The organism is Halomonas sp. (genome assembly GCF_052095765.1).
GTDB lineage: Bacteria > Pseudomonadota > Gammaproteobacteria > Pseudomonadales > Halomonadaceae > Halomonas.
The window spans coordinates 1-12,561 of the sequence record NZ_JBQDJZ010000067.1; the positions used below are offsets into that span (position 1 = coordinate 1).

16 protein-coding genes and 1 tRNA gene are annotated in these 12,561 nt (G+C 57.8%); 5 read left to right on the forward strand and 12 right to left on the reverse strand.

Annotated features, from left to right (window positions below; translation table 11 throughout):
* Positions 1–2,034: hydantoinase/oxoprolinase family protein (locus ACTH3D_RS09370; protein ID WP_441666806.1), on the forward strand; the 2,034-nt coding region annotated here is incomplete at its 5' end.
* 2 nt (positions 2,035–2,036) lie between these two features.
* The gene (locus tag ACTH3D_RS09375; protein WP_441666808.1) at positions 2,037–4,004 is read left to right on the forward strand and encodes a hydantoinase B/oxoprolinase family protein; all 1,968 of its coding nucleotides are present in this window, start codon (positions 2,037–2,039) and stop codon (positions 4,002–4,004) included.
* Between the two features lie 445 nt (positions 4,005–4,449).
* Here the strand turns inward: ACTH3D_RS09375 and ACTH3D_RS09380 are convergent, their stop codons facing one another.
* The 12 genes from ACTH3D_RS09380 to ACTH3D_RS09435 form a co-directional block, all read right to left on the reverse strand.
* A complete protein-coding gene (locus ACTH3D_RS09380) occupies positions 4,450–4,620 on the reverse strand; it encodes a hypothetical protein (RefSeq protein ID WP_441666810.1) in 171 nt (56 codons plus the stop codon).
* A gap of 140 nt (positions 4,621–4,760) precedes the next feature.
* On the reverse strand, positions 4,761–4,892 hold the full coding sequence (locus ACTH3D_RS09385; protein ID WP_441666811.1) for a hypothetical protein: 132 nt from the start codon (positions 4,890–4,892) through the stop codon (positions 4,761–4,763).
* A 110-nt stretch (positions 4,893–5,002) separates the two neighbouring features.
* A complete protein-coding gene (locus ACTH3D_RS09390; RefSeq protein ID WP_441666812.1) occupies positions 5,003–5,293 on the reverse strand; it encodes a hypothetical protein in 291 nt (96 codons plus the stop codon).
* A 93-nt stretch (positions 5,294–5,386) separates the two neighbouring features.
* The gene (locus ACTH3D_RS09395) at positions 5,387–6,583 is read right to left on the reverse strand and encodes a DUF3631 domain-containing protein (protein ID WP_441666813.1); all 1,197 of its coding nucleotides are present in this window, start codon (positions 6,581–6,583) and stop codon (positions 5,387–5,389) included.
* Between the two features lie 26 nt (positions 6,584–6,609).
* Positions 6,610–7,476 carry a toprim domain-containing protein gene (locus ACTH3D_RS09400; RefSeq protein WP_441666814.1) on the reverse strand — a complete coding sequence of 289 codons (867 nt, stop codon included), beginning with the start codon at positions 7,474–7,476 and terminating at the stop codon, positions 6,610–6,612.
* A 62-nt stretch (positions 7,477–7,538) separates the two neighbouring features.
* The gene (locus tag ACTH3D_RS09405; RefSeq protein WP_441666815.1) at positions 7,539–7,727 is read right to left on the reverse strand and encodes a hypothetical protein; all 189 of its coding nucleotides are present in this window, start codon (positions 7,725–7,727) and stop codon (positions 7,539–7,541) included.
* Positions 7,724–7,948 (reverse strand): hypothetical protein, encoded by a 225-nt coding sequence (locus tag ACTH3D_RS09410; RefSeq protein ID WP_441666816.1) that lies wholly within the window; start codon positions 7,946–7,948, stop codon positions 7,724–7,726. The genes ACTH3D_RS09405 and ACTH3D_RS09410 overlap by 4 nt, the downstream gene beginning before the upstream one ends.
* The gene (locus ACTH3D_RS09415) at positions 7,945–8,121 is read right to left on the reverse strand and encodes a hypothetical protein (RefSeq protein WP_441666817.1); all 177 of its coding nucleotides are present in this window, start codon (positions 8,119–8,121) and stop codon (positions 7,945–7,947) included. Before ACTH3D_RS09415 ends, ACTH3D_RS09410 begins: the two co-directional genes overlap by 4 nt.
* A gap of 263 nt (positions 8,122–8,384) precedes the next feature.
* On the reverse strand, positions 8,385–8,582 hold the full coding sequence (locus tag ACTH3D_RS09420; protein WP_441666818.1) for a helix-turn-helix transcriptional regulator: 198 nt from the start codon (positions 8,580–8,582) through the stop codon (positions 8,385–8,387).
* Between the two features lie 82 nt (positions 8,583–8,664).
* A complete protein-coding gene (locus ACTH3D_RS09425; RefSeq protein ID WP_441666819.1) occupies positions 8,665–9,339 on the reverse strand; it encodes a hypothetical protein in 675 nt (224 codons plus the stop codon).
* Entirely contained in the window at positions 9,332–10,573 is a 1,242-nt protein-coding gene (locus ACTH3D_RS09430; RefSeq protein ID WP_441666820.1) for a tyrosine-type recombinase/integrase, read from the reverse strand. The genes ACTH3D_RS09425 and ACTH3D_RS09430 overlap by 8 nt, the downstream gene beginning before the upstream one ends.
* Positions 10,574–10,726: 153 nt before the next feature.
* Positions 10,727–10,816: transfer RNA gene (locus tag ACTH3D_RS09435), tRNA-Ser, on the reverse strand.
* A 199-nt stretch (positions 10,817–11,015) separates the two neighbouring features.
* On the opposite strand from ACTH3D_RS09435, the gene ACTH3D_RS09440 reads away from it, so the two are divergent.
* From ACTH3D_RS09440 to tusC, 3 genes are all read left to right on the forward strand, one after another.
* Entirely contained in the window at positions 11,016–11,690 is a 675-nt protein-coding gene (locus tag ACTH3D_RS09440; RefSeq protein ID WP_441666822.1) for a Bax inhibitor-1/YccA family protein, read from the forward strand.
* 85 nt (positions 11,691–11,775) lie between these two features.
* Entirely contained in the window at positions 11,776–12,168 is a 393-nt protein-coding gene (gene tusD / locus ACTH3D_RS09445; RefSeq protein WP_441666824.1) for a sulfurtransferase complex subunit TusD, read from the forward strand.
* A 16-nt stretch (positions 12,169–12,184) separates the two neighbouring features.
* Positions 12,185–12,561, forward strand: a 377-nt coding sequence (gene tusC, locus ACTH3D_RS09450; protein WP_441666825.1) for a sulfurtransferase complex subunit TusC, incomplete at its 3' end; no start/stop codon positions are given.

Genomic DNA, 12,561 nt, shown 5'->3' on the forward strand with positions numbered 1-12,561 from the left:
AGAGTCGCCGTTGATGCCGGCGGAACCTTTACCGACGTATGCATCTATCATTCAGATACTCAGGAGTTCAGGGTCACCAAGGTTCCCTCGACGCCAAACAACCCCAAGCAGGCCGTTATTGACGGTATTCGGCGTGGCGGGATTGAGCTTTCGGATGTGGAACTTTTCTTCCACGGCACAACCGTTGCCACCAATGCACTGATCACACGCCGGTTCTCCAAGGCGGCCCTGGTCACTACCAAGGGCTTTCGCGATGTGATCGAGATCCGCGATGGCACCAAGGATAACCTCTGGGATGCCTATCAGGATGTCAGCGGCCCGTACATTCGCCGGCGCGACCGTTTCGAGGTGACCGAGCGCGTTGATTATGCCGGTGAAGTGGTAACGCCACTGGATGAAGAGGAGGCCCGCGCGCTGGCTCGCAAGCTCAAGCGTCGTGGGGCCACCACGGTGGCGGTGTGCTTTATTAACTCCTATGCCAACGTCTGCAACGAGCAGCGCATGCGGGAAATTCTGGAGGAAGAGATCCCGGGTGCCAATGTCTCTACTTCGTCGGAAATCCTGCCCGAAATTTTCGAACACGACCGTTTCAACACTGCTGTGGCAAATACGGTGCTTGGGCCCTTGGTATCGGGCTACGTTAAGCAGCTGGATGATGAGTTGACAGAAGGAGGTTATGTCAACGATCTATTACTGTTGCACTCTGGTGGCGGGTCGATGACGCCGGCCATGGCAAAGCACTTTCCCGTTCGCCTGGCGGCATCGGGTATCGCAGCGGGGGCAATTGCCGCCAAGCATATTGCCGAGCAGTGCGGCTTTCAGAATGCTGTCGGGCTGGATATGGGGGGGACATCCACTGATATTTCGCTGATCAATGACGGTGAGCTCCGCGTGACTAACCAGTGGGGGGTGGAGTACGGGCATCCCATTGTGTTCCCGAGCATCGAGGTGCTTACTATTGGCGCCGGTGGCGGCTCTCTAGCGCACATTGATATTGCCGGTGCTCTGCGTAATGGACCGCAGTCGGCGGGTGCGGATCCGGGGCCAGCCTGCTACGGGTTAGGTGGCATGGAACCGACGAATACTGATGCCAGTCTGACGCTGAATCGCCTGGGCACCAGTCTGGCTGGCGGCGCACTTGAGCTGGACCGTGACAAGGCCGCTCAGGTCATCGATGAGCGTATCGGTCAGCCCCTGTCACTGAGTACAGCCGAAGCTGCACAGGCAATTCTAAAAGTGGCGAATGCCAACATGGCCGATGCAGTGCGGTTAGTATCGATTCGCCGGGGCTTGGACCCGCGCGATTTTGCGCTGATTGCCTTCGGCGGAGCCGGCGCACTACATGGCGCCGGGGTGGCCAGGGAGTTAGGTATCCCGGTAGTGATCGTACCGCCGAGCCCAGGGGTGGCATCGGCGATGGGCTGTCTGTTGGTGGATATCCAGCACGACCTTTCGATGATGTACACCGCTGTAGCAAGCAGTGCCGATCTGAAAGATCTCAACCGTCAGTTTCAGTCACTTGAGGAAGAAGCTGTAGAGCGGTTGCGTCATGAAGGCGTCGCGGATGCCGATGCAGTGCTGCAGCGAGGTATTTCGATGCGCTACCAGGGGCAGTGGCGCTCCCTACAGGTGTCGATGAGTAGTGGCGAGAGAGCCCTTGAGGAGGCGATTGAAAGCTTCCACCAAGAGCATGAGCGACAGTTCTCCTTCCGCCAGAATGCGCTGCCCGTCGAGATCTATCAGCTTCATCTACGTGCCGTGGGCAAGACGCCCAAGCCGACCTTTGCGCGCAGCGAGTGGGTGCCGAATGCTCAGGCAGAACCACACTCGCATCGCGAGGTGTTCTTCGACGACAAGTGGTACGAGACGCCGGTTTACGACAGAGAGACCCTACCGGTGGGTTTCGAGTTCACCGGCCCCGCCATCATCGATCAACTGGACTCCACAACCGTGGTGCCGCCCGATACCCTGGCATCGATCGATGAGTGGAAAAACATCCGTATTCAACTGGTTCAAGCCGGAGAGGAGGAATGACCATGACACACACAAATAAGCATAACGCTCTCGATCCGGTCACTTTCGAAGTCCTGAAGAACGCCTTCGCCACCAGCGTCGACCTGATGAGCGAGCAGATCTTGCGTACCTGCTACTCGTTTGTCATTTATTCGCGCGATTTTTCGTCTGCACTGTGCGATGCCCAGGGCAATACGGTCATGCAGGGCAGCGGAGACATCGCAGTGCACGTGGGGACCCTGCATTTTCAGTGCAAGGCCGTACTCGAGGAGTTTGACGGCGATATTCACCCTGGGGATGTCTTTGCGATCAATGACCCCTATCGCGGCGGAACGCACCTCAACGACGTCAGCTTCATCCGCCCGATCTTTGCCGAAGGGGAGATCATCGGCTTTGCGCAGAACAAGGGACACTGGGCGGATATCGGCGGCAGCGTACCTGGCTCCTTCGATGTCAACGCCAGCACACATTTCAGCGAGGGGCTTCGCATCACGCCGGTGCGTGTCTGGCGCGAGGGCGTTTTCCTGCACGATGTGGCCCAGCTGCTGGTATCCAACACCCGGGCTCCCAGTCAGGCGATGGGGGATCTGCAAGCGCAAGCAGAAGCCACGGCGGTGTGTGAGCGTGAGGTCCTGCGCCTGGTCGATAAGTATTCTAAGGCCACCGTTGTCGCCGCCATGCAGGAGACCCAGGACTATGTCGAGAGAGTCGTGCTCAAGAGTCTGGCGGGCATGCCCCAGGGAGAGTGGGAAACCATCGACTATCTCGACGCGGATCCTGCGCTCGGTGAGGGTATGGTGCCGATTCGTATCAAACTGACGCTGGATGGCAACGGCATCCACTATGATCTTTCCGGGTCGGCAGCCGCTGTCTCCACTTTCCTCAACTCCGCCTACGGGACGACTCACTCCGCCATCTATGCCGGCACCAAGACATTTTTCCCCGATGTCCCGCTTAACTCAGGCTTCTATCGCGCGGTGACGGCGAATATCGGCGAAGAAGGCAGCGTGGTGAATGCGGGATGGCCGCATGCGGTGACGGGTTTCTGCTCGGGTCCCTATGAGAAGATCATGAACGGGATCTTCGAGCTGTGGAGCGGGATCATGCCGGAACGTGCCATGGCCTGTGCCTTTAACTTGGAGTATCTGCTGATCGGTGGCAACGATGGTCGCACCGACAGCGACAACTACTTCATGTGGTATGACTGGATGGCGGGCGGCTGGGGAGGACGCCAGACCAAGGATGGCTCGTCGGCCACCTCGCCGGTATTCGGTACCGGGTTGGCGGTTCAGCCAGTGGAAGGCCAGGAGCGCTTGAATCCCGTATTGACGATGCATCATGAAATCAGTATGGACTCGGCCGGGCCAGGCCGCTTCCGCGGAGGCTGCGGCGTCGAGAAAGGGGGAGTGCTCACCAAGGTCGACAAGACGGTGATGAGCTACTGCTGCGACCGCGGTCGTTCAGTTACCTGGGGAATCAATGGTGGCCTGCCCTCCGTGCCACATGGTGTGTGGCTCAATAAAGGAATGCCGGATGAACAGTATCTGGGTGCCACTTTCTCGAATGTGACGGTACGCTCGGGTGATACCTTTACGCGCCCCTCGGCGGGCGGCGGTGGCTTCGGTGATCCGTTGGAACGCGACGCGGAGGCGGTGCTGGAGGATGTGATCGATGGCTATGTGTCGGTCGAGCGCGCGGAGTGCGACTATGGTGTAGTCATCAAGGTGAATGACCCTGATATCGACGACTATGAGATCGACAATGAGAGTACAACCAAAGCGCGGGAGTGGATCCGGACGCATCGACACGAGTGGTTGAAAACGCCGCCCGAAGACGTTGCTAAGCAGTATCATGATGGCAAGTTGGGCGTACTGGATGTGATTCGTCGCTACGGAGTGGTGCTTGACTGGGGAACAGGAGAGCTGTTGCCGACATCGACGCAGCAGTACCGTGACTCCTTGCAAAGACGCTCCTCTGATCACTGGTCGTAATCCTTCGGTTGGTTTCATGAGCAGCGAGGCCTCGGTCAAGACAAAGATAGCCGGGGCTTCGCGATGTCACCACTCGTGACCTGAGTGAGAAAAATGGCATGAATATAACAACGACAATATCAAATAAAAGTGATTTACTGAGCAAGAATAAGCGGTTCATAGATGGGGAGGCGTTTGGGTCTGATACACAGCTGAGATCGAACTCCCAGGACAGCTGGACACAACTTATTTCGCAGACCTATTTTCCGCTGGCCATGAGTTACGGTGGTCACGACAAAGATATACGGGTTTTCTTCATCGATGCTGCTTGCCTTGCCATGTGGGTCACCTCGTTTAGTGTACTACCTTAACGGGATGTCCACTTTTGGTGGGCAAGATCAAATGTCTCTTATCGGCAAGTACCTGATTCCAGAATGCTGCTCATCCAACTCCTGGTCGCTCAAAGTCAAACCTTGGAGAGATCGCGATAGGCTTTTTCATAGCGTGAGAACGAGCGCTCACGAACTTTCTCAAGCTGAGATGCATGGTTTCCAAGGCACGGGCGAGCCTTGATCGACTCACCAACTTTGCGCCGGGGGATCACGATCCTATCTTCATCCCTAAGTGCCTGACTCATATGCCCTCCAGTAAGCAGCTAGTGACAATAAAACCCATAACAAGAATCGCTAAGGGCTTTGCTGCATAGATGCAAGCCTATGCTATGCAGTATCACAGTGCAACATATCTGCTTTTATGGCGGCCTGATGCTGCTGTGGTTTATTGAGTAGTGGCAGCAGCCATTGGAGTAAACAGGCTAGCCAGCGCCTCATCCTCTCCGCTGGTATCTATTCCTTTCAGCGCCATGGACTCCTTGTAGAGCATCAGTATCTCTGCGTAGCAGGCATCCATGCCCTCGCGCTACACCTCTCCACCCCGGAGCATCTGGTTTATATAAGCCTCGGACAGCTCGGACAGCTCATCCATACGCTTGCCGATAGCAGCGAGTCGTTTATCAGTCATCATCGTGTCACCTTTACTTGTGAGTGCGGCCAGCGGGCCTCGGCAGACGCTTGGGCTTCTGCCAGTGTCTTGCAGGAAGAAAGCATCGAGAATGCCTTGCCGTCGATATTGACGCGCCAGGGGCGAAGCTCACCAGCCGGCATCAGCTCCTTGAGAAGCTGCGCCTTGTTCTGCTGAATCCAGACACGCACCTCGGGCGTGATGTTTCGCCGGGGCCAGACTCTCAAGCGCTCACCGCGCAGTGCCTCGGCATAGAGTTCGTTGTTCTTGAGATAAGCGAGGGCAGCCATCAGAACACCTCCGAATCATCTTCTTCCGTCGGGTAGGCGTTTCTATCCGTTACATCGTTACAGCCCGCATGGTTGCTGGCTTTGTAGCGCTTTTCATCCGTTACGGGCGCTTATCGGCTTTCCTTTGTTCCAGGTATTCCAAGGTGCTTCACCGTCAGCCCACAATGCCTCCACCAGGTCAGCGCTAAATATCCGCTCGAAGCGCTTCTCGTCGAACACTGCTTTGATGTCCTTGAGTAGCTCAGTGCCAATGTCTGGCGCCTGCTCTGCGTCATCCATGCGGGTGATGGTTATGGCGATAGTGCGAGCGCGTTCGGGCCACTCGCCGCCGATAGTGTCGGCAATTTGTAGCAGCGGCTCCCAGTTGTCCTGGGCGCGGTTGCTGAGCCCTGGCACTGGCTCAGGCCGGGTATTGGCGACTTGCCGAGCAATGTCGTCATGCAGTCGGCATAGCTGTCTTTTCAACCGGGCCTCGAGTCCGGCATCCATAAAGCGAATGTTGCTTACAGACTCATGAGGCAGCTTGCGGCGAAGCTCAAAGCGAATTGAGCGGCTTTCCAGCGTGCTGGCAATGCTGCCGATGCCACACAGCGCCTTGGCACCCCATGTTGAGAACCTTGTTGGCTCATGGTCTTCCCCTACCACTCGAATGATGAAGCCGTTTCGTTTATGCCCTGAGTTGAGAACACCCCTTGCGTCTTCGTTATCGCGTAGGAAGGTATCTACCTCGTCAATCAGTAGCGATGGTTGCCACTTGTCCATAGACCGGAACAGCGCAGCGGGGCTTATGCCGTCGCACTTGAGCGGCTGGAATGCGAAGCGCTCCATGAAGTCCAGCAACGTGGACTTGCCACAGTTAGGTAGCGGCGCGGTGATGTTGGCGATGGGTGCCACGTGCACTGAGTCGATAAACCACGTGAAGACGATCCATAGAGCGGCGCCATCAGCTACCGCTGGCTCACAGACTACGTATTGTTGAAGCGTATTCGAGAGCTCACGCACCAGGGCGGCACCGTCTACTGAGTCACCCCATGGCTCTACAGTAGAGAAAAGGCTGTTGTCGTCTTCGTCCTTGCCCTGCTTGGTCAGTTTGTCTAGCTCGGAAACCTGCACCTTGGCTTTCTTGGCACTGGCTCGGATGCGCTGCCACTCGGCTGGGCTTTCCTGGCGAATGCCGGCGATAAGCTCAAGGATGCCTTGCTCGAAAAGGGCGCCGGGGTCGTCCTCTAGTTTGCTGAGCGCTTCGGCCACAGCCTCCATGGCATCATCGGTGCGGTCGTCGGGACTCATGGTGTTCTGCAATTGCTCTGCCATATTCATTCTGCCCCCTCGCACTGAGCCAGGTCGTTGAAGTCCGAACACTTGCAGCCGGCACAAGGAAAGCGCGGCCAGGTCAGGTCAGCGCGGATGGCATCAGCAGCAAGGCGCCCAGCGGCAATGCCTGGGTTGCCTTCGGTGTGCTGGTCGTTATCGGCGGCGACGATGATCCGCACCTCATCGGGCAGGGCGGCGCGTAGGCGGCGGGCGACGTGCAGCAGGTTTCCGGCATTCATAGCAGCCACAACAGGGCAGCCAGTGGACTCGTGGATGGTCGCAGCGGTTGCCCAGCCTTCGCACAGGTAGACGGCCTGAGCGCCGGCGATCTTGCCCACCAGCGATGCGGCACCAGTGATGCGGCCGCCTTTCAGGAAGCGCTTTCTGCCGTCGTCATTAATGCGCTGTAGGTTTACCAGTTTGCCGTCGGCGTACAGCGGCACCAGCAATTCGCGCTGGCGCTCCTTGAGGCCGTGGACGCCAACACCTTTGGCGACTAGGTACGGGTGGCCGGTGAGCGCTATCGGCGCCTTGAGCCACACTCTGCGAGCCTGCTCGGCTGTCCTTGCCTGATCCCTATCTCGCTGCTGCTGGCGCTGCCTGCGGGCCTTGTCGGCAGCCTGACGGGCTTGCTCTGCGGCAGCCGGGTCATGCTCACCGCGCAAGGTGACGGTCTGCTGTTCGCCGGTGTGCCAAAAGCCATAGACGGCGATCTCGTGTGTCGGCACCACATACCAGCCGGACAGGTTGCCGCGCTTCTTGTCGGGGTGATCGAAGCGGTGAATCTCGCCATCGGCAGTGATGGCCAGGCCGGTGACGCCGTGGGCGGAAAGCGCTTCAACCAGGGCAGACTCGATGCTATGATGCACTTGAGCTTGCCCGCTCGAATGATTTGGATTAGCCCGCCGCCGTGCGGGCTTTTTCATGGGCGTCATTTGGCATCACCCCGCTCGATTTCTTCATCAAGGGCTTGGCGCTGAATGTCGCTGATCATCCGGCGGTAGTGATCCATAGCCAGCGCGTCTTGCTCACAGCCAACGGCGCGTAAATCTTCGGCCTCGACTTCCAGTGCGCGAAGAATGCCGTTCAGGCGGCCAGATACCGAAAGTGAAGTGCTCATAATCCCTCCTCCAGCATTTCCTGAAGGTGCTCAGCGCGGTGGAGCAGCTTGTTGCCGATGATCTCGAGCGCTGTCAGCAGTCCTTCATGCTGTGAAGGCGAGATGTCCGACTGACTCAGGCTCTTGGCCAGCGCAGAGACAGCAAGGCCGGCATCTTCCATGATGATCTGGTCGCCAGTGAGGGCGGCGGAGTTGAGGTTCAAACGGTTGATGTGGTTCATTTGGCCACCTCCTGAGCTTCCAGGGCGCGGGCCTTGTTCATGTGTGAGTTGTAGCGCTTGAGCCGGACGGCGGCGCTTGAGTCTGCGAACAGTGCGGCTTTAGCCATTGCACGGTGTGCAGCGGCGCGGGCAGACGGGGTGCGGGTAGGGAATAGCAGGCGCAATGTGGCCATTGGTCGGACTCCTAGAGTTGAGGAGCCGCCCATCTCGCTGTCAATCGAGGGGTGGGCGACTGTACGCAGGTTGACAGACCGGCACTCTAGGAAACCGGCACGCTCGGAAGCGTCCCACGCACAGCCGCCATAACTGACGGACGCAAAAAAAGCGCCTGTCGATGGGGCGCTGGTGCGCCTAGAAGTGATCGGGCTGTCAATCCCGGCTGCTGATTTTGCAATAGCAGGATCAGCATAACGATACGGGGTGATAGTCGCAAGCATTACGCGGCCTCCCGTTCGTCTTCCCACTTCATAACGTCAGCCAGGCGCCAGCGGGTGCAGTTTGCGCCGAGCTTTACCGGCTCAGGAAAGGCGTTGTTGGGGTCGCGTGCCCAGCGCCAGATAGTGTTGATGCCAACGTCGCAGCGGCGGGCTAGGTCTTTGGCGTTGATCCACTGACGAATGGTGTCCTTGCTCATGTCGCTTCCTCATGCGTGGTACGTCTTGGGTTGCATGGGTAGCGTGAGGGCTGGGGTGGGGCTTGTAGCGGGGAACTTTTTGTTAAAACTTCCCCCCTTTGCTGTCCTGCTTCTTGTGCGCCGGCGCGGGAAAGCCAGATTCCCACGCTGCTTTGAGTAGCGGCGCGGTCCTACCAAGCTCTTTCACTGCTTCGCGGAGCTGATTCTCCGTACATTTCAAGACATCAGCGCCCAAGCGATACCCTTCATCGGTTAAAGGGTATTGCCCTGGGTGCTGCTGTCGGAGTGCAAAGAACTGGCCAGCCAGGTGGTGCCGTTGCCGGCTGGTTCTCTGACGCTGCATCTCTCGTCCGTCTGTTCTCACCAGACCGCCATGCTGGCCGAGATACGCGTCTCTGCCTTCCGAGACACGCGCAATGGCGTACATGAGAGTATTCGTAGCCACCTGGGGCGGCGGAAAGTGGTTGCAGCCGGCTAGGTCGATCTCTTCCAGGGTCAGGCGTAGCGGCTCTTGGCGGGCCTTGCGGTAGTCAGTCTGCACTATCTCCAACTCGCGGCAGTGCTCTTCAAGGTGCCGGCTTGCTTCCTCAAGACTGCATTCGGTTCGTATGATGTGGTAAATCAGAGACAGCCCAGCCATACCATCGCCGGGATATACGTCGTCTTCTTCGGTTATGCCCGGCGCCAACTCATCAAGCCGGTCTTCCAGGGCGCGTAGCGCGTCGAGCGCCTGCTTGACCAGGGCGTCATCATCCATCGTTGACCACCTCGCTGGAGCGGATCGCGCTCACATTGCCGGTTGCTGGCGCGGTCTCGATGAACTCTGCCCACTGATCCATGAGTCGTGCGCGCTTGGCCAGCAGGTCGCCGCGCCGGTAGGCACCCTCGACACCCTTCACCGTATGCGCCAGCGCCATCTCAGCTATCTGGTTGGGTGTACTGGTGCGCTCCGCTGCCCAGTCACGGAAGCTCGAGCGGAAGCCATGAACGGTGGCGTTGATCTTCATACGCTTGAGCAGGGCGCTCATGGCGGCATCAGATAGCTGGCCACCACGGGGAGCGGGGAATATCAGCTCTCTATCCCTGGGCATGGCATCGAGCAACTTGATGGCAGTGCCGGACAGCGGGACGCGGTGCTCTTTGCCGGTCTTCATGCGGTCGCCTGGAATGATCCAGACGCGATCCTCGAGGCTGATCTCTTCCCAGCGAGCACCACGCGCCTCACCAGACCGAGCAGCGGTCAGGACAGTGAACTCGAGGCAGCGAGCAGCGTTACCTTCACGATCAGCCAGCGCTGACACAAAGCCATACATCTCATCGAAGGGTAGGGCGCGGTGATTCCTGACGGGCGCAATCTTGGCTGGTGCCGGAAGGATGGCATCAAGGTTGCCTTTCCAGACAGCCACGTTGCTGGTCTCTCTGTAGCCGCTGACGATGGCATAGGCCAGCACGGCCTCGATACGCTGACGTACGCGGGTTGCGGTCTCTGTGCGGGTTGTCCAAATAGGCTCGAGCACTTCCTTGATATGCGCCAGCTCTATGTCACTGACAGCCATCTTGCCGAGTGTCGGGAAAGCGTAGGTCTCGAGGGTCGATTCCCACTGACGGGCGTGCTTGAGGTTTCCGGCCTCTGCCTGCTTTCTGGCGATGACCTCACGGGCGACCTTCTCGAAGGTGATGGCCTTGGCCTGGGCTGCGAGCAGGGCGCTATGTGCCTGCTGTCGCTCGAGCACAGGGTCTATGCCTTCATTCCTGACGCGCCAGCGCATATCCTCAGCACGTTCCCGTGCCTGGGCCAGCGATACGCCAGGGTAGCCGCCAAGACCAATATCCCGGCGCTTGCCACCAATGAGAATGCGCAGCGTCCAGCTACGCGATCCACCCTTGGCAATGCTCAGCAGCAAGCCAGGCACGCCGCCAACGGTGTGATGTCCCCGCTTGTCGATGCGCTTAACTTCCAGCGCACTCAATGGCTTAGCGATTCTTGGCATATCTGGCCTCCTTGGCACTTACCCAACAATGCACCCAACAATAAATAGCGTTACTGGATGGTATGCGTTGATACGGGCAAATACAAGGAATTCAGCAATGGCGGGGCTTAGAAGCAAAAAACCCGCCGATTAGGGCGGGTTCTAGGGTCGATCTGGCGGAGGGACAGGGATTCGAACCCTGGGTAGGCTTTCACCTACGCCGGTTTTCAAGACCGGTGCATTCAACCGCTCTGCCATCCCTCCGGCTTACGGCGATGCATCTTACCAGCATTAGCTGGTTCGTCAAGACGTTATCAATATTTTTTGTGCGAGGGTGTCTCTGAACACTACAGGATTCCGATAATTGTGTCGGGAAGGGCTGCTGGCTTGATTCATGGGACAACAGCGGGCATCCTGTGTAACAATTGATACGATCGATTTACTTTCAGGAGAAGAGTAACTCATGGCTTTTAACGATACTCGTCTAAGTCCTCAACAGGCGCAGGTGTCCTCAGAGCTGACAACCAAGGTGTTGCGTAACACCTATGGCCTGTTGGCAATGACGCTGGTGTTCTCTGCAATGATGGCAGGCCTTGCCATGGCAATGAACTTTCAGCAGCCGAATATCCTCATCATGCTGGTGGGTATATATGGACTGATGTTTCTGGTGCACAAGACGGCCAACTCGGCGCTGGGCTTGGTGTCCATCTTCGCGTTTACCGGCTTTTTAGGTTTTACGCTGGGCCCGGTGCTAAACGCCTACCTGAAGCTGCCCAATGGCTCTGAGCTGATCATGACTGCAATGGCCATGACCGGTATCACCTTCCTGGGTCTGTCGGCAGTGGCGCTGATTACTCGCAAGGACTTCGGCTTCCTTGCCAATTTCATGTTTGCCGGTTTCATCGTGCTGGTACTTGCCATGCTGGCTGGATTCTTCTTCCAGATTCCGGCGCTGCACTTGATGATCTCGGCGGGCTTTGTGCTGTTCTCGTCTGCTGCGATTCTGTACCAGACCAGTGAGATTGTGCACCGTGCCGGTCAGACCAACTATATTCTGGCCACCATCACGTTGTTCGTCTCTATCTACAACCTGTTCCTGAGCTTGTTGGCACTTCTGGGCTTTGCCAGCTCGGACTGACAGGTAAGCAGTTGCAGTTTTGAGTACTGGCCCCGCTTCGGCGGGGCCAGTGCGTTGAAGGAAGTAAACCCGGAGGGGTGGCGCCATGCGCTATGCAATTCTGCTGATGGGCGCTCCTTATAGCAGCCAGGCCAGCTTTTCAGCGCTACGTTTTGCTCGAGCGGTCGTGACCCGTGGACATAAACTGGAAACGGTGTTCTTTTATCATGAGGGTGTGCACAATGCAGCGCGCTTGATGACGCCACCACAGGATGAGCTACACCTTAGCGATGCTTGGCAACAGCTTCACGCTGAACATGAGGTTGCCTTGCAAGTCTGTATTGCCGCTGCATTGCGACGCGGGCTGCTGGACGAAAAAGAGGCGGCTCGCCATGGTAAACAGGGCTATAGCGTGGCGCCGCCTTTCGAACTGACAGGCCTAGGCCAGCTGGTTGACGCTGGACTGAGCTGTGATCGGCTTGTGACCTTTGGCCCCTGACGTGAGTCCCGCATCGATGAGTGAATCAATCGATATCAGCCAAGCCAATGATACCCAGGTCTTGGTTATCCTGCGCCATGGCCCTCATGGTAGTAGCCTGTTGCGCGAAGGTCTTGATGCCGCACTAGTGGCCGCTGCTTTTGGACGCAAGGTGGCGTTGGTATTCATGGGTGAGGGCGTGATGGCTTTATGCCGCGACCAGGGCGCAGGCCCGCTGGGGCAAAAGGGTACAGCCGCTACTCTGGAGATGCTGGAGCTATATGATATCAACAGTCTGTGGGTTGAGTCGGCAGCCATGACGGACATGGGGTTTTCAGCGCATGACCTGATGTTGCCTGCTACACCGTTGCCTGCTGGAGCGCTGGCCACAATGATAGCGGTAGCTCCTTTAGT